Origin of the sequence: Nocardia speluncae NBRC 108251, from assembly GCF_001613245.1 — a bacterium.
GTDB lineage: Bacteria > Actinomycetota > Actinomycetes > Mycobacteriales > Mycobacteriaceae > Nocardia > Nocardia speluncae.
The window spans coordinates 49,132-65,003 of record NZ_BDBZ01000036.1; the positions used below are offsets into that span (position 1 = coordinate 49,132).

15 protein-coding genes are annotated in these 15,872 nt (G+C 66.7%); 7 read left to right on the forward strand and 8 right to left on the reverse strand.

The genetic code is table 11. The features are described 5' to 3' along the window. Positions 1-4: 4 nt before the first annotated feature. Positions 5-826 carry an alpha/beta fold hydrolase gene (locus NS6_RS26710; protein ID WP_068047198.1) on the reverse strand — a complete coding sequence of 274 codons (822 nt, stop codon included), beginning with the start codon at positions 824-826 and terminating at the stop codon, positions 5-7. Positions 827-883: 57 nt separating this feature from the next. Here NS6_RS26710 and NS6_RS26715 point away from each other — a divergent pair, with 57 nt between their 5' ends. Continuing rightward, positions 884-1,249, forward strand: a complete 366-nt coding sequence (locus NS6_RS26715; protein ID WP_068047717.1) for a MerR family transcriptional regulator — start codon at positions 884-886, stop codon at positions 1,247-1,249. A 69-nt stretch (positions 1,250-1,318) separates the two neighbouring features. Here the strand turns inward: NS6_RS26715 and NS6_RS26720 are convergent, their stop codons facing one another. From NS6_RS26720 to NS6_RS26750, 7 genes are all read right to left on the reverse strand, one after another. After that, positions 1,319-1,777 (reverse strand): MarR family winged helix-turn-helix transcriptional regulator, encoded by a 459-nt coding sequence (locus NS6_RS26720; RefSeq protein ID WP_068047201.1) that lies wholly within the window; start codon positions 1,775-1,777, stop codon positions 1,319-1,321. A 14-nt stretch (positions 1,778-1,791) separates the two neighbouring features. After that, the gene (locus tag NS6_RS26725) at positions 1,792-2,427 is read right to left on the reverse strand and encodes a type 1 glutamine amidotransferase family protein (protein WP_068047204.1); all 636 of its coding nucleotides are present in this window, start codon (positions 2,425-2,427) and stop codon (positions 1,792-1,794) included. Between the two features lie 40 nt (positions 2,428-2,467). After that, positions 2,468-4,936 carry a CaiB/BaiF CoA-transferase family protein gene (locus NS6_RS26730; RefSeq protein WP_245669521.1) on the reverse strand — a complete coding sequence of 823 codons (2,469 nt, stop codon included), beginning with the start codon at positions 4,934-4,936 and terminating at the stop codon, positions 2,468-2,470. Positions 4,937-5,001: 65 nt separating this feature from the next. Further along, positions 5,002-6,027 carry an enoyl-CoA hydratase/isomerase family protein gene (locus NS6_RS26735; RefSeq protein WP_084471471.1) on the reverse strand — a complete coding sequence of 342 codons (1,026 nt, stop codon included), beginning with the start codon at positions 6,025-6,027 and terminating at the stop codon, positions 5,002-5,004. A gap of 53 nt (positions 6,028-6,080) precedes the next feature. Continuing rightward, positions 6,081-7,205 carry a M24 family metallopeptidase gene (locus NS6_RS26740; protein ID WP_068047207.1) on the reverse strand — a complete coding sequence of 375 codons (1,125 nt, stop codon included), beginning with the start codon at positions 7,203-7,205 and terminating at the stop codon, positions 6,081-6,083. Next, positions 7,195-8,430 carry a M24 family metallopeptidase gene (locus NS6_RS26745; protein WP_068047210.1) on the reverse strand — a complete coding sequence of 412 codons (1,236 nt, stop codon included), beginning with the start codon at positions 8,428-8,430 and terminating at the stop codon, positions 7,195-7,197. The genes NS6_RS26740 and NS6_RS26745 overlap by 11 nt, the downstream gene beginning before the upstream one ends. Before the next feature lie 31 nt (positions 8,431-8,461). Next, entirely contained in the window at positions 8,462-9,631 is a 1,170-nt protein-coding gene (locus NS6_RS26750; RefSeq protein WP_068047213.1) for an amidohydrolase family protein, read from the reverse strand. A gap of 433 nt (positions 9,632-10,064) precedes the next feature. On the opposite strand from NS6_RS26750, the gene NS6_RS26755 reads away from it, so the two are divergent. The 6 genes from NS6_RS26755 to NS6_RS26780 all read left to right on the forward strand — a co-directional run bounded on the left by NS6_RS26755 (position 10,065) and on the right by NS6_RS26780 (position 15,871). Further along, entirely contained in the window at positions 10,065-10,667 is a 603-nt protein-coding gene (locus tag NS6_RS26755; protein WP_068047215.1) for a TetR/AcrR family transcriptional regulator, read from the forward strand. Then, on the forward strand, positions 10,667-11,173 hold the full coding sequence (locus NS6_RS26760) for a hypothetical protein (RefSeq protein ID WP_068047727.1): 507 nt from the start codon (positions 10,667-10,669) through the stop codon (positions 11,171-11,173). The genes NS6_RS26755 and NS6_RS26760 overlap by 1 nt, the downstream gene beginning before the upstream one ends. A 766-nt stretch (positions 11,174-11,939) precedes the next feature. Continuing rightward, positions 11,940-12,734, forward strand: coding sequence for an MlaE family ABC transporter permease (locus tag NS6_RS26765; RefSeq protein WP_068047217.1), 795 nt, complete (start codon positions 11,940-11,942; stop codon positions 12,732-12,734). A gap of 13 nt (positions 12,735-12,747) precedes the next feature. Next, positions 12,748-13,605, forward strand: coding sequence for an MlaE family ABC transporter permease (locus NS6_RS26770; RefSeq protein ID WP_068047219.1), 858 nt, complete (start codon positions 12,748-12,750; stop codon positions 13,603-13,605). An 11-nt stretch (positions 13,606-13,616) separates the two neighbouring features. Further along, positions 13,617-14,858 carry an MCE family protein gene (locus tag NS6_RS26775; RefSeq protein ID WP_245669522.1) on the forward strand — a complete coding sequence of 414 codons (1,242 nt, stop codon included), beginning with the start codon at positions 13,617-13,619 and terminating at the stop codon, positions 14,856-14,858. Next, a complete protein-coding gene (locus NS6_RS26780; protein WP_068047227.1) occupies positions 14,855-15,871 on the forward strand; it encodes an MCE family protein in 1,017 nt (338 codons plus the stop codon). Before NS6_RS26775 ends, NS6_RS26780 begins: the two co-directional genes overlap by 4 nt. Position 15,872 lies beyond the last annotated feature (1 nt).

The following is a 15,872-nucleotide window of genomic DNA, read 5'->3' on the forward strand; positions in this document are numbered from 1 at the left end:
CGAATCAGCGGTTCGTCCGATGGTGATCGCGCACGGTGGACAAGAATTCGACGATCGCGCCGGCCCATTCCGCGGGCTGCTCGGCGGCGAGCGCATGACCCGAATCCAGGACCACCAGTCCGGCTCCGGGAATGCCCGCCGCGAGCTGCTCGGTCAGCGTCGCTGAGATCACCTGATCATGCGCGCCGGCGACAAGCAGTACCGGGACGGTGATTTCGGTGAGGTCGGCACGGATATCGACTCTGGCCAGGAGGTCGAGTTGGGCATCGGCGCCCGGCGGCAGATGTGGCGGAATCCGGCCGGCGAGTGCGGTGAGTTCACTCGCGGACAGGGCGTCGAGCCAGGCCGCCTTCCAGCCGATCAGGAGGAGGTAGGCCGCGAGCGTGTGCTGATCGTCCGCCCGAGCCAGCCGCCGCCAGGTGTCGACGATCAAGTGCAGGCGGGGGTTCGGCCGAGCCAGTCCAGCGGAAAGGATGAGCGCGCTGACCCGTTCCGGATGCCGGGTCGCGGCGCGCACCGCGACCGCGGATCCGGTGGAGAAACCGAGGATTGCGACCTGGTCCGAACCGGACATGACGGCGGTGTGCACGAGCCGGTCGGCCAAGCTGTCCAGGGTGAGCGGCTCGAGGTCGGCCGGTGTCGCGCCGGACCCCGGATAGTCGGGCGCGATAACAGTATTCGTATCGGCCAAATGGTCGACGAGTGGGCCGAAGCTGTCCGCAATGTCGCTGCTCGCACCGTGTGCGAGCAGTAAAGCCGGCCCGCTGCCGCGGAGGAAACCGGTGAGAGGGGTACTGGCGAGTGGGGTGGTCGAATGCGCTGACATACGGATAAGCTAAAGGCTCACATGAATGTGAAGGTCAATAAGTATGAGCGAGGTCATATGCGCATCGGTGAGCTGTCCGCACGCACCGGGGTGAGCGCGCGGCTGCTGCGCTACTACGAGGAGCAGAGTCTCCTCACTGCGCCGCGGACTGCGGGCGGATATCGCGATTACGATGCGGATGCGCTGATTGTGGTGGCGCAGATCCGCGCGCTGCTGGACGCGGGGCTGTCCACCGCGGTGATCCGGGATATCCTGCCGTGCGCACACGGGCAGGCCCCGGACCTGGAGCCACATCCGGACATGATCGCTGTGCTACGACGCGAAGTGGACCGAGTCGAGGCGAAGATCGAGTGTCTGGCCGAGACGAGAGACCTACTCACCTGCTATCTGCGGACGACCGAGGCGCGCGAAGACCGGACCTGAGTATCCGACGGGCGGGGCCTGCGCGGTCGTGGCGCTTGCCCGCTTCTTCCATTCCGGCACCTCCGGCCGCTACCGGGACTCGCTGTCGATGTCCAGTAGATCGACAGCGGCCGAGAGGTCGGTGATGGCCTGGACGATCTCGGCCAGCCGGTCCTGGCCCATCTGCTTCGCGAGGCGGGTGGCGAATTCGGCGTGACGCGGGCCGATGCGGTCGATCGCCGCCCGCCCCGCATCGGTGACGGCGACCAGTTTCGCGCGCCGGTGTGCCGGATTGGGCCGGTATTCGGCGAGGTTGCGGGCCACGAGCAGGTCCGCGATCCGCTGTACGCTCTGGCGGGTTACGCCCATGGTGCGGGCGATACCGGCCACCGGGAGCGGTTCGCGTAGGACAGCGCCGAGAACCTGCCACCATGCGGCGGTGAGGCCGGCGGGTTCGGCCAGCTTTTCGGCGAGGGCGAGGAACTGGCCGTTGAGCCGGAACGAGGTGATGGCGGCGGTGCTGAACAACTGCTGTTCGGAGTTCTCCATCGTGGGCGCCGGGTTCAGGCCGCGGCCTGCCGGGCCTCGTATTCCGCCAGGACCGCGTAGCCGGCCGGGTCGCCCTGGCCGAACAGCCGGTACCAGCCGTCGAGTACGGCGGGTTCGTAGATGTCCAGGGCAGCAAGTACTTCGCGGGCGAATTCGAACGGTGCGGTCGAGTTGGCGGTGATGACGCCGCGGTCGGTGACGGCCGGTTCATCCGTGTAGCGGGCGCCGCCGGAATAGCCACAGGCGGCGAGGTATTCGGCGACGTTGCTGGTGTGTGCGCGGTCGTCGAGCAACCCGGCCGCGGCGAGCCCGTACGTTGCGCCGCAGATCGCCGCGACCGGTACCCCGGCGGCGGCGAATTCGCGGGCTTTATCCGCGAATTCGCCCAGATCGCCGCTGTCCCAGCCGTCGGCGCCGGGCAGGATGAGCATGGCGCTGTCGGTAGGGGACAGATCGGCGAGGGGCAGGTCGGGCAGGATGCGCATCCCACCCATCGTGGTGACCGGTTCGGTGCCGGCGCCGACCGTGCGGATGCGGTACCGGCCTGGTTCGCGGTGCCAGTTGCCATTGTTGATATGCGCGGTCGCCGCGCCGACCTCCCAGTCCGCGAGGGTGTTGTACACGGCCAGGTGAACGATCTTCGGATTCATGACAACATTCTGTCAATATGACAGTGTGTTGTCAATTGGTTCAGAAGCCGGGTTCCCCACCGATCACCCTGTCCTTTTCCAGGGCAGCGATCTCCTGCGCCGAGTACCCGAGTTCGCGCAGCACCGCGTCGTTGTCCTGTCCCAGCAACGGTGCGTGCGCGCGGTGATAGCGCGCAGGCCCGGCAGAGAAGCGAGCCGGCACCGTGCTGTGGCGCGCGGTCGGAGTGACCGGATGGGGGACCGGCTCGAAGAAATTCCGGTGGTCGAGCTGGGGAATCTCGGTCTGCCGGTGCGGTTGCCGGACTTCGGCGACGGGAACACCCGCGGTCCAGAGCACGTCGACGATCTCGCCGGCCGGGCGGCCGGCGCACCAGGCAGACAGGTGTGTGTCGATCTCGTCGTGATGGGCGCGGCGGCCCGCGGCTGTACGAAGGTATGGCACCTTTGCCCAGGCAGGCTCATCGAGTGCCGTAGTGAGCGCCACCCATTGCTCGTCGGTCGTGACGGCCAGGGCGACCCAATTGTCGGGCCGGCCGAATTCGTCGACCCCGGCCGCGCGGTACAGATTCTGCGGCGCCGCGTGCGGCCCCCGGTTGCCGTCGCGCCCGAGCAGTGTTCCGTAGGCGGAGTACTCGATGACCTGTTCGGCGGCGATGTTCAGGGCCGCGTCCACCATGGCTGCCTCCACGAGCACGCCCTCGCCGGTGCGCCTGCGGTGTTCGAGCGCGAGTAGTAGTCCGACAAGTGCGTGCACGCCCGCATTGGGGTCGCCGAGACTGTAGGGCTCGACGGGGTTCTGATCGGCGTAGCCGGTACGCCACGTCAGTCCGGCGGCGTCCTCGATCACGTACGCGAAGGCCGGATTGTCCCGCCACGGCCCGTCGAGCCCGAAACCCGGCATGCGGACCATGATCGCGTCGGGACGCAGGGTACGCACGGTGTCGAAGTCGAGGCCGATCTGCTCGATGACCCGCGGGGTGTAGTTCTCCACGAGCACATCGCAGGAGGCGACGAGGCGGCGCAGGATCTCGCGGCCGGCGTCGCTGCGGAAATCGACGGTGATCCCGCGCTTGTTCGTGTTGAGCCCGGAGAAGATCCCGGATTTCTCCCACCACCGGTCCTCGTCGGCCGGGACGCCCGCGATGAGCCGGGTGCCGTCGGGGCGCTGGGCCGACTCCACGTGGATCACTTCGGCGCCCTGTAGTGCCAGGTAGTGGGTGCAGGATGGACCGGCCCAGAAGGTGGTCATATCGAGCACCCGCAGACCTGCGAACGGAAGTGGGTTCGTGGTAGCCGTGGACGACCGGGTGCTCGCATGCGCATCGTGCCCGCGGGCAGTGCCTGCGGTTGTCGAGCGGTAGTGGTCCGTGTGTTCGCCGAGGGCGGGAGCCGGTTCGGGGGAGCGCAGCAGTGCGGGGGTGGTCCGAAACGGTGGCCCCGGCCGGGCGAATCCGGACCGGGGGTTCACGTCGAAGAACTTCCGGGCTCGGTGCTGGTCGAGTCCGGTCACATCGGCACCGGAGGCCACGGGGCTGTTCGGGATCCTGAACGCCGTGGCCAGTTCCCGGATCTCGTCCACCGTGCGCTCGGCGAACCAGGCGGCGATCTCGCCGGCCTTCTCGTTGGTGCGTTCGGTGATCGCGGGGGCCGGGTCCTCGTCGATCCATTCGGGATGACCCACCATGACGCACAGATCGAACCACTGCTGCGCGGTACCGCAGCCGACGGCGATGAGCCCGTCGGCTGCCGTGGCGACGCCGGGCCGGCTCAGCCGGCGCTGGGTGCGGAAGGGCCGGTTCACGGTGTCGTAGAACGACACCGGGTAGTACGACAGGCCCAGGATCTGGGTTTCCAGCATCGAGAGGTCGACGAGTTCACCGGTTCCGGTGCGCAGCGCGCGATGCCGGGCGGTGAGCGTCGCGGCCGCCGCGTGCGCGCCGGCGAACCATTCGCCCACCTCGCCGCCGATATGGACCGGTGCGCGCTCCGGTGCCCCGCGGCCGAGTCCGACAATGCCGCCCGACCATGCCTGCAGGGTGAATTCGGTGGCCGGCCGCCCGGCCCACGGGCCGTCGAGACCGAACGGGGTGATCGCGGTGACCACGAGATGCGGGTGGCGTTCCCGCAGCGCCGCGGGTGTGCAGCCGCGGTCGTCGGCGAGGGCGCTGCCGGGCGACCAGACGACCGCATCGGCGTCGGTGAGCAGCGAGTCGAGCAGAACGTGGTCGTCCGCCCGGGACGGATCGATGACGACACTGTGCCCGGCCCCGGCGAGGAACTGGAAGAGCGCGCCGTCGACGCCGGGCTCCGGCCTCGCGTCCGAGGATGTCCGGCAGCGTAGGGCGATACCCCGCGGTGGTTCCGCGAAGACGACCCGGGCACCGGCATCGGCGAGCAGTTTCGTGCAGTAGACGCCGGCGATACCTCCGGCCAGCGTGACGACGGTGTATCCGGTGAGTGCCCCGTTTCCGGTACGACCGTCGTGGGCTGCCACGTCCTGCTTCACCACGGTGTCACTGCTGCCAGGGGTGTGTGAGCCGTTCACCGGCGACTCGGCGGGGGGCTCCTGAGGCATTATTCGGCTTTCCGCCGGCCCGACCTGCTGAGCCGGAACTCCGGTGGGAAGCGGCTGTCGTTGTCCTTGACCGAGTTGTTCAAACCGTCGTCGAAGGCGTTGTCCAGCATCAGATCGTTGTCGTCGGCGTGGATATGACCGCCCATCGATTCGAAGAAACCGCTGAGCAGGCTGCCCATGTATTCGCCCTGCTGCTGTTTCATGATCTCGAAGAACACCTTCTGCATGAACACCGTGTCCGTGGGCCGGTTCCGGGCACAGGCCAGCGCGTACTTCGCGGTTTCGGTCTCGAGTTCCGCACGCGGGACCACGCTGTTGAGGAAGTTGCAGTCGGCCATTTCCGCCGCGGAGAACGGGCGGCCGGTGAACACCATCTCCTGGAATTTGCGCAACCCCATGGTCTGCGCCCACGTCCACATCCGCGGCCCCCACCCGTAGTACCGGAACGAGGGATGCCCGAACAGGGCATCGTCGGCGGAGATCACCAGATCGGCATCGGCGGCCTGGTAGAAGTGCCAGCCGTAGCAGTAGCCCTTCACCTCGACGATGCTGATCTTCTTGAATTCCTGCAGACTCCGGCAGCCGGCCTGGGCGTTGGCGTACCACTGGCTGATACTGGCGCCGTGCCGGAACGATTCCTTCGGCGGATAGCGCACCTCGTCGGGACCGATCTTGTATTCGCTGAGCCGCGGTCCCTGGTCGGGGTCGTTCTGCACGGCCATGAATTCCCCGAGATCGGCGCCCGAACCGAAATCGTCGCCGGCGCCGCGGATCACCAGGACTTTGACGTCGTCGTCGATACCGGCCCGGTGGATCAGGTCGCCGTAGCGTAGGCGCGCGGCCATGGTGGGGGCGTTGAGTTGATCGGGACGGTCGAAGGTGATGGTCGCGATACGCGTCGCCGGATCCTTCGAATACCGGATGATCTCCTCGGCGCCGGGCGGGTCCGGGTGCTGCCCGGCGTTCTCCGCACCTGAGTTCGCTGCCGCACCGCCGGTGTTGTTCCCGGCTCCGTCGTCGGCCATTGCGGCGGCTCCTCTGCTTCCGGCGTCCGCGCCCTCGGCCGGTTTCCGGGTGGTCATTGCTGCTTCCAGTGCGGGCTCGAGGTGAGTACCTGTGGTCCGTCGTCACCGATGAGCACGGCATCGCGGCCGAATACCGCACCGACACCCTCGGCCCAGACGTAACCGGTGACAGCCAGGACCATCCCGGGCTCGAGCTGTTCCGCGTCGGCGGTACCGCGCAGTGCCGGTGTCACCACCGGCGGGTCGAAGCCCATGCCGAGCCCGCGGGCGACGGGCACGGCGGGCAGGGGTTCACCCGCGTCGAGATAGGCATCCAGGAGCCCGGAGGCGGGCGCGCCGGGCCGGCACGCCTGTAGCAACTTCTCCCACACCCGGTTCCATCGGCCGTACAGTTTTTCGACTGCCGGGGTGGCCGGCCCGGCCGGCCAGGTCCGCCCGACCTCCCCGATATATCCGTCGCCGAGCACACCGGAGGAGAAGGCGACGAGATCGCCCTCCTGGACTTCCCGGTCCGCGCTCGCCCGCCGCCACGGATGGTCGCGGGCGGTCACCCACGCCGCATCCTGGGTGGCGGGCGTGCTCACCCCGCCGGCCGCGCAGGCCTCGAGCAGTACACCCGCGAGGCCCTGTTCGGTGGCCCCGGGCGCGAGCTGCGCCAGGGCCGCGGCCAGGCCCTGTTCCGCGACCCGCAGCCCGGCACGCATCGTCTCGATCTCGGGCGCGGTCTTGACCCGCCGCGCCGCCCGGAACGCCAGTTCGCCGTCGACGATCTCGGCATTCGGGAAGGCCACCGGCAGGAGCTCGGCGAATGCGGGCGACAAGGCGTCGGTGCCTACCCGGCGGGCCGTGGCCGCACCCTCGATATCGCGCAGGACCGCGATGAGATTGCGCGGATCCCACATGGTTTCGTACAGGTTCTCGTGCGGGATGTCTTCGGGCATCCCCTCGTCCCAGGTGCTGTGCAGGTGGACCGCGCCGGTCTGCCGCATGAGCAGTGCCACCGGGCCGAACGGCCGGGTCCCGGCGACCCACAGCTGGGGTGCCCCGGACAGATATCGGGCATTGGCCTGCCGTCCGGCGATCAGCACATCGAGATCATGGGCGTGCATCTGTGCCAGCACACGCTCGCGGCGCCCAGCCCGCAGTGCGCGATCGTCCGGCAGGATCTCAGTCGCCATAGGGGGCATAGGTGTAGTCGGTGAGAGGCATCCAGCCTCCGTCGGTTACCACCACGATCTCCTCACTGCGATAGCCGCCGGTCCCGTCCTCCCAGACCACGGGTTCGAGGACCAGCACCATGCCGGGGCGGAGCACGAAATTGTCGTCGAATTCGGCGCCGAGATCGGTGCCGATCATCGGCATCTCGGCGGCGCTCACGCCGATTCCGTGCGAAATATAGAAATGCGGCAGCCAGGGGCGTTGCCCACCGGCCGCTTCGGTTGCCGCCCGAGCGAGCTGCCCGGCGGTGGCTCCCGGACGGATCTGTGCGAGCACCGCTTCCAGGATGTGGCGCCACTGCTGGTACTGCGCCTGTTGTCGTGGCACCGGGTCCTGCCCGACGATCCAGGTGCGGCCGAAATCAGAGCAATAGCCGTTGTAGGTGATGCTGACGTCGGTCCACAGCACATCGCCGGCCTTCAGCTCACGTTCGGTGGTGAGCAGGGGGAGGGCGAGATCCCCGTGGGTCGTCCATACTCCGTCGGCTTTGCTGTCCGGCATGACCTGCCAGATGGCGTCGAGCATGGTAGCGGTGGCGCCCAGTTCGAACGCGCGCCGTACGAAGCTCGCGGACAGGTCGATCTGGCGGACCCCCGGCGCCAGCGATGCCTGGACGTCGACAATGGCTTCCTCGGTGATCCGGCAGGCCTTGCGGATACAGGACAGTTCGTCGGGGGTTTTGATCAACTTGGCGGGACCGAGCACCGTGGCGGCGTCCACGGGTACGGTGCCGGGGAAGAGCCGGTCCCGTGCGCGCAGCATGGCGCCGGTGAATTCGTCCACGGCGACGGTGGTGCCCGGTCGCACCAGTTCGGTCAGCGTCCGGCCGAAATCGGCTACGCCCTCGTCGAATTCGAGGTACACCGGCGGATGCAGGTGGTCTGCGGGGAGTTCGGATTCCGCCGCCGCCCCCGCCCGGAACGGCAGGAACAGATGTGGCCATTCGTCGTCGGCCGTCACCACCGCCACCGGCCGTTCGACATGGGCCAGGCCCGCATCGCCGAGCGGCCAGTTCGCTCCGGTGGCGTACACGACATTGTTGTTCAGCAGCAGGATCGCCGCATCGACCCCGCGTTCGGCCATGGCCGAACGTAGGCGGGCCCCGGTCTCCCGGCGCATCCGCGCACGGTCCGGGAGGTCGGGTATCTCGATCGCCGCGGTCGTCGCGGCGGGAAACGAAGTCATCGAATATGGTCCTTCTCGGCGTCGCGCGGGCCTAGACGCCCAGGAATTCCTTGATATTTCCGCTCACGATGCGCGCGGCCGCCTCGGGGCCGACGGCCTCGACAACCGAGGCCAGGGATTTCTCCGAGTAGCCGAAGGTGCTCTCGTTGTGGGGGTAGTCCGACGACCACATCACCCGGTCCAGGCCGATCCGGTCGATGATGGCCAGGCCCAGCGGGTCGACCATGAACGAGGCCCGCATATGGTTGTCCCAGTAGTGGCGGACCTCGTGGTCCAGCGGCCGGTTGTACATATGCCGGTAGGACGCGTGCATATGCTCGGCGTCCTGAAGTGCCGAGGCAACCCAGTTGATGCCGCCCTCGAACCAGCCGATCTGCAGACCGGGATGCCGGTCGATGATCCCGCTGAAGATGTACTTGGAGAACAGCTCCCGAAACGGGGCCACATTGTGCATCATTCCGACCACCACGCTGTTCACCTCGCACGGTGCGGACAGTGGGGATTCGCCGATATGGTGCGATACGGGTATCCCGGATTCCTCGATGGCGTCCCAGACGCCGATCATCGAGGTGCTGCCGTAGTCGATGACGGCGCCGTCGTCGTCCTTGCCGGCCGACAGCGGCAGCAGGAAAGTCGTGAGCCCCAGCGCTTTCAGCTCGGTGAGGGTCCGGCGGGCGCCGTCGGCATCCCACCAGTTGATCAGCCCGACCCCGTACAGTGCGCCGCCGGACCTTTCCTGCACTTCGGCGATGTATTCGTTGTAGATGCGGAAGCAGCGCTCGCGGACCGCCTTGTCCGGGTAGAACAGCAGTGCGAGCAGTGAATTGGGGAACGCCAGCTCCTTGTCGATCCCGTCGGCGCGCAGATCCGCGCCCCGAGCCTCGAGGTTGGTGCTGCCGGAGCCGTCGAGGGGGTCGTACTGCATCAGGACCCGGCTGAAATCACCGGGCAGGAACGATTTTCCCTTACGCCCGATCTGGTAGGCCCCCTCCTCGTACCATACCCGCGGCGCCTTGTCCCGGAGTTCTTCGGGAAAGCGTTCGTAGAAGATGTCGTCGGCGAGTGAGATGTGGTTGTCGGCGGAGAAGACCTCGGTGCCGGCGGGTAGTCCGAGGCTGCCCTCGGCCCGGCCCCGGCGGTCCTTGGGTGGGCCGAACCCCTGTGGGGGGTAGAGCGGGGCGCTGCTGGGCGAAGTCGGCATCGTGACCCTCCAATGGATCGTTTGATTCGCGAATTTGCCGTCGGCGGTCGAACCCGCGGCAGCCGGCCGGCGACGCGGCGGTCATGCCGAACCGCTATGTCACAACGTCCGCCGCCCCTGCGGAGCGGGCGGCCGGAAGCCGGGTGGCTGACCCGCCAAGCTGAAAACGACATTATCATATTGGGAGAGTGGCGTTCTACAGCTTGGGCTCGATTGCTTCATTCCATCCCGGTTCAATCGGGGAGAATGATATTTTCATCAGGGGCTCGTTACGGTCGCCGGCCGAGTCTCGGGAGGGGTCGATTTGCGCTCGCGCCGACCTCGGGCCGCAAGGGAAGCTCCATTGCGGAAGCAACTTCTTTGTAACCCTTGTCACAAGGTAGAAACCAACCTACTGTGTGTTCACTAGGTTTGTCAGATCGGGGTTCGGACCATGACAGCTCCTCGTCCCTATGCCTCACTCCTCGCCAAGGGGGAGGATCGCAGGCAGCGAATACTCGCCGTATCCCAACGCCTGCTCACCCGCAACGGCTGGCGCGGCACGACGCTGGCGCAGATCGCCGGTGAGGCCGGAGTGACCTCCGCGGGACTGCTGCACCACTTTTCCTCCAAAGAGCAGCTGCTGCACGCTGTCCTGGACGCCCGCGACGCCGAAGACCTGGAGGATGCCGATATCGGCGGTGATCTCATTGTGGAGATCCGCAAGGTCGTCACCAGGATGGAACGTTCTCCGGAGCTGGTCGGCACCTTCGTCGTCCTCCTCGTCGAGAACCTCATGCCCGAGGCGCCACTGCACGATCGGATGCTCGATCGGTGGCGCACGGCCGTCGAACTCGTCACCGGGGCGATTCGGCGGGGCCAGGACAGCGGCCGGTACCGGCGCGATATCGATCCGCGGATGCGCGCGGTCGAGATCGTCGCCTTTCTGAACGGAATGGAGATCTCGTGGCTGCTCGATCGTTCGATCCCGCTGGCCGAAGTTTTCAACGGTTACACCGAGTCGCTGGCCCGCGACTTGGCGGCGAAGGAGATGTGATGAGGTACCGGCTCGATGTGGTGGCGGCGACCGTGGCCGACGCGGTCCAGTTCGCCGGCGGATGGTTGTTCGACCGTTCGGTGGCCGGGTGGGAGGTGACGGTCCTGCTCGCGCAGCCGTCCGATATCCGCCCGTTGAAAATCCTCGGCGCCGAGGTCCGCGAGCTCGACTCCGTGCTGGCGACCGAGGTCCCGGGCCGGCTGCCGCAGGCACTGGCCGTGAATGCCGATGTCTGTAGTAGGGACGGCCGGGCGCGTAAAGGTGTCTTGCGGGCGCTGGAGGATCGCGGGATCGAGGTCGTCGTCTGGGGTGACGGCTGGCCGGCCGGGCAGGATCACGGTGTCGACCCGGTGCTGCACCGTCTGAGTTGTGCAGCGCGAGCGTTCAAGGCGCAAGCCTTGGTGGCGGCGGGACTCTCGGCTGCCGCGGTGACGCCCAGCGAGATATTCCGCAGTGGCGCCACGGAATACGCGCCGGTCTGCGCGGATCTCGTTCCGGCGGTCTGAGGCGCGCAGGCGCGGGAACGTACGGGAGAGGTATACGGGCACGGGTTCGCTCCGGTATCCATGAGATGAACGACGGCCGGCCGGGTCGGTAGGTGATGGGCTGACCCGGACACTGGCTGCGGGGGAGGCGATCGAGGCGGGTTTCGAGGGGCTTCGCCGTCGACGGTCATCGATTTTTGCGGTGTTGCCGAGGGGCTTTCCGCGGATTTATCCGTTGTGTTCCGATCCGGTCCGTACGCAATTGTGCGAATTCAACGGATCGGTGGGGTCCGGGCAATGCGGCGGGCAAATTTTGAAACGTTGATCTTCACGATTCTCCGGGGTGATGTGTGGCGGGATTTCCCATCCCGGAGCCGGTTTTGTGGGGTTATCATGCCTGATCGCAGGCTTTTCGGTCGATGGCTGCTGTGGGTGTGCCAGGCATTGCCGGTGGTTTCCGGAAACTTGCCCGCAAGTATTGTGTTCTCGACTATCGGATGTCATCCTATTCGAAATTGAGAATGACATTTCCGCACTGAAGGATGTGACATCAGCACCGGCTGGGACGGCGCAGCCAACGGATCGAAAACCCCGGCCGCAGGCCGCAATCGAACTCCGTCGCCGCAGACCGGAGCTGACCGTCATGCCGCGGTTCGTTCGCGAGCCGCCCCGACTCGGTGGAAGCGCGCGCCGGCGTGTTCCACCGAGCGTCGATCGTTCGACAGGAGTACTTCGATGACGAACCCCTCGGCATGTCGGCAACCGCATCCGATGTCGTGAGGCCGGTATGACCATCCGAACGCCCTATCTGGTCCGGCTCAAAGACCGGTTCGAGGGCCCACTGCAAACAGTGGGTGGCCTGTTCGCCATGACCGCCGACGCCGTGCGATTCGCCTTCCGCCGCCCGTTCCAGACCCGGGAATTCCTCGAACAGTCCTGGTTCATCGTGCGGGTCTCACTGGTTCCCACGCTGCTGGTCGCGATTCCGTTCACCGTGCTGGTGAGTTTCACCCTGAACATCCTCCTGCGCGAACTGGGCGCCGCGGACCTCTCCGGCGCCGGCGCCGCCTTCGGCGCGGTGACCCAGGTCGGCCCGATGGTCACGGTGCTGATCGTGGCAGGATCCGGTGCCACCGCGATGTGTGCCGATCTGGGATCGCGGACCATCCGCGAGGAGATCGCGGCCATGGAGGTACTCGGGATCGACCCGGTGCAACGGCTGGTTACGCCACGCATGCTGGCCTCCGGCCTGGTGGCGCTGCTGCTGAACAATCTGGTCTGCATCATCGGCGTGCTCGGCGGCTATGTGTTCTCGGTGTATGTGCAGGACGTGAATCCGGGCGCGTTCGTCGCCGGGATCACCCTGCTCACCGGCATCAACGAGGTGATCATCTCGTCGGTGAAAGCCCTCCTGTTCGGCCTGGTCGCCGGGATCGTCGCCTGCTACCGCGGGCTGATCGTCACCGGTGGCGCGAAATCGGTGGGTAACGCGGTCAACGAGACCGTGGTCTATGCGTTCATGTCGCTGTTCGTCATCAATGTGATGGTCACGGCGATCGGCATCCAGTTGACGACCGGATGAGGGGAGGGATTCGATGACAGCCTCCGAGGTTCTCACCACGCGGTACCCGGTGCTGATCCGCCGGCTGCGTAAACCGGTGGACGTACTCGGCCGGGTCGGCGACCACGCGATCTTCTATGTGAAGGCGCTGGCATTCGCGCCGATGGCGGCCTGGCGTTACAAACGCGAGACGGTCCGGTTGATCGCGGAGATCAGTATGGGCGCGGGCACTCTGGCAGCGTTCGGCGGCACGGTGGTGATCGTCAGCTTCCTGACCTTGGCCACCGGCGGCACCCTCGCCGTACAGGGGTACAGCTCGCTGGGCGATATCGGCATCGAGGCGCTCACCGGCTTCCTGTCCGCCTTCATCAACGTCCGGATCTCGGCGCCGGTGGTCGCAGGTATCGGCCTGGCGGCAACATTCGGGGCCGGTGTCACCGCGCAACTGGGCGCCATGCGGATCAACGAGGAAATCGACGCGCTGGAATCCATTGCGATAGAGCCGATCGCGTATCTGGTCGGCACCCGCATCATCGCCGGGATGATCGCGATCACTCCGCTCTACGCCATCGCGGTGATCGCCTCGTTCCTCGCCAGCCGGTTCACCACGGTGGTGATCCTGGGCCAGTCCTCAGGACTCTACGACCACTACTTCGCGACCTTCCTCAACCCGATCGACCTGCTCTGGTCGTTCCTACAGGCAATCCTGATGGCGATCACGATCCTGTTGATCCACACGTACTTCGGATTCTTCGCCGCCGGCGGGCCGTCGGGTGTAGGTACCGCGGTGGGCAATGCCGTGCGGACCTCGCTGATCGCGGTCGTCTCGGTGACATTGCTGGTCTCGCTGGCCGTGTACGGATCCAACGGAAACTTCGAGCTGTCGGGGTAGGGGTGGCGTTGGTGGGAAACGAAATACAACCGTGGACGGCTGCGCCGCCGCGGCGCGCGGCCGGACACCGGCGCTGGGCCGCTCGGCTGAAACCCCTGGCCCGCCCGGCCGCGGGGCTCACGGCGATCGCGGCCGGTATGGCGATCGTGGTACTCGCGGTGACCCTGTTCCGGGGCGGGTTCGCCGATACCGTCGCCGTGACCGTGCACGCCCCACGCGCCGGTCTGGTGATGTATCCCGACGCCGAGGTGAAATTGCGCGGCGTGACCGTCGGCGCCGTGGATTCCATCGTCGAACGGACCGACGGCACCGCGGAGATCGAATTGGCCATCGATCGGGGCAATCTCACTCGGATACCCGGCGATGTGACTGTGGATATCGCCAGCACCACAGTATTCGGGGCGAAGTACATCCAGCTGGTCCCACCCGAACAGCCTGCTTCGGGGCACCTCGAGGCGGGGCAGGTATTCGACGCCGGAAACGTGACGGTCGAGATCAATACGGTGTTCGAACAGCTCACCCGGGTGCTGGGCGAAATCCAGCCGGAAAAGCTCAACGAAACCCTGGGCGCGCTGGCCACCGCGATGCGCGGCCGCGGTGACCGGGTGGGCCGGATGATGGTGGACCTGGAGTTGTTCCTGGCGAAACTGGAACCCGGGTTGCCGGCCCTGCGCGCGGATCTGGCGATGGCGCCGGAGGTTACCCGGGCCTACGCGGACGCGGCGCCCGCGCTGCTGGAAACCGTGGGCAACGCCTCACAGTTGAGCCGGACTGTGGTGGAGGAACAGCAGCAACTCGATGTGCTGCTGATGAGCCTCATCGGGCTGGCCGATACCGGCAACCGGGTGGTGGGGGAGAGCGGCCCCGGCCTGGTGAGTGCCATGGATGTCCTGGCACCGACCACGGAGTTGACCAACCGGTACCACCAGGCGCTGACGTGCGCATTGGACGGACTGGGTTATCTGTCCTCGGTGACCCCCGTGCAGGTGCCGGGAATCGGACTGTCGGCAAATTTCCTCTGGGGTGTCGAACCGTACCGCTATCCGGAGCATCTGCCGAAGGTCGCGGCGTCCGGTGGCCCGCAGTGTTCGATGCTGCCCGTGGGTTACGAGGATTTCCCGCCGTTCGTGGTCGCCGATGTCGGGGCCAACCCCCAGGCCGGGCCGTTCCGGTCCGGGCTGACGCTGAACACGGCCTCGCTCGCCGAGGCACTGTTCGGACCCGCCGCCGCAGGGAAGGGGGCACCACGATGAACAACCGCAATATGCCGCTGCTGAAATTCGGTGTCTTCGCCGCGATCATGGTGGTCCTGTCGGCCTGCCTGATCACCGTTTTCGGCGAATACCGCAGTGGCTCCACCACCGAATACTCGGCGGTCTTCGAGGATTCGTCCGGACTGGGCACCGGGGATACGGTGCGGGTCGCGGGGGTCGTGGTCGGTTCGGTGCGCGGGGTGTCGCTGCGCGACGATCACCGGGTACAGGTGGAGTTCGATGCCGACCGATCGCTGCCGCTCACCAGCGGCACCGAGATCGCGGTCCGGTATCTGAACCTGGTCGGCGATCGCTACCTGGAAATCACCGACCGTCCCGGCAACGAACTGCCCGCCGGCGGCGAACTGCCGGTCGAGAACACCACCAGCGCACTGGATCTGGACCTGCTGCTGGGTGGCCTGAAACCGGTGATCCAGGGACTCAACGCCCGTGACGTGAACGCCCTGACCTGGTCGCTACTGGAAATCGTGCAGGGCAAGGAGGGCACCGTGAACTCCATCCTCGGCCGCACCGCCTCCTTCTCCGCGGCCCTGGCCGACAACAACGAGATCGTCGAGCAGTTGATCGACAACCTGAACACGGTGATGACCACCCTGGCCGACGAAGGCGGGCAGTTCTCGGGAATGGTGGACCGGCTCGAACAACTCATCACCCAGCTCAGCAACGAACGTGACCCCATCGCGGCCGCGATCGATTCGCTGGAGGCCGGCACCGCCACCGTCGCCGATCTGCTGAACCAGGGACGGGCACCGCTGGCGGGCACGATCCACCAGGTCAACCAGCTCGCCGCGAATATCGACGGCGATAAGGAAACGCTCGATACCGCCCTGCAGAAAGCGCCGGAGAACTTCCGGAAGCTGGTGCGCACCGGGGCCTACGGCAACTTCATCCAGTACTACCTGTGCGATTTGACGCTACGGGTCAACGATCTGTCCGGGCAGGTCGTGGAGATACCGGCCGCCGTACAGACCGACGGAAGGTGCGCTCCCTGAG

What these genes read in the sequence shown, in the direction of transcription:
- NS6_RS26710 (WP_068047198.1), bottom strand. Translation starts at nt 826, where the DNA reads ATGTCAGCGCATTCGACCACCCCACTCGCCAGTACCCCTCTCACCGGT.
- NS6_RS26715 (WP_068047717.1), top strand. Translation starts at nt 884, where the DNA reads ATGCGCATCGGTGAGCTGTCCGCACGCACCGGGGTGAGCGCGCGGCTG.
- NS6_RS26720 (WP_068047201.1), bottom strand. Translation starts at nt 1,777, where the DNA reads ATGGAGAACTCCGAACAGCAGTTGTTCAGCACCGCCGCCATCACCTCG.
- NS6_RS26725 (WP_068047204.1), bottom strand. Translation starts at nt 2,427, where the DNA reads ATGAATCCGAAGATCGTTCACCTGGCCGTGTACAACACCCTCGCGGAC.
- NS6_RS26735 (WP_084471471.1), bottom strand. Translation starts at nt 6,027, where the DNA reads ATGGCCGACGACGGAGCCGGGAACAACACCGGCGGTGCGGCAGCGAAC.
- NS6_RS26740 (WP_068047207.1), bottom strand. Translation starts at nt 7,205, where the DNA reads ATGGCGACTGAGATCCTGCCGGACGATCGCGCACTGCGGGCTGGGCGC.
- NS6_RS26745 (WP_068047210.1), bottom strand. Translation starts at nt 8,430, where the DNA reads ATGACTTCGTTTCCCGCCGCGACGACCGCGGCGATCGAGATACCCGAC.
- NS6_RS26750 (WP_068047213.1), bottom strand. Translation starts at nt 9,631, where the DNA reads ATGCCGACTTCGCCCAGCAGCGCCCCGCTCTACCCCCCACAGGGGTTC.
- NS6_RS26755 (WP_068047215.1), top strand. Translation starts at nt 10,065, where the DNA reads ATGACAGCTCCTCGTCCCTATGCCTCACTCCTCGCCAAGGGGGAGGAT.
- NS6_RS26760 (WP_068047727.1), top strand. Translation starts at nt 10,667, where the DNA reads ATGAGGTACCGGCTCGATGTGGTGGCGGCGACCGTGGCCGACGCGGTC.
- NS6_RS26765 (WP_068047217.1), top strand. Translation starts at nt 11,940, where the DNA reads ATGACCATCCGAACGCCCTATCTGGTCCGGCTCAAAGACCGGTTCGAG.
- NS6_RS26770 (WP_068047219.1), top strand. Translation starts at nt 12,748, where the DNA reads ATGACAGCCTCCGAGGTTCTCACCACGCGGTACCCGGTGCTGATCCGC.
- NS6_RS26780 (WP_068047227.1), top strand. Translation starts at nt 14,855, where the DNA reads ATGAACAACCGCAATATGCCGCTGCTGAAATTCGGTGTCTTCGCCGCG.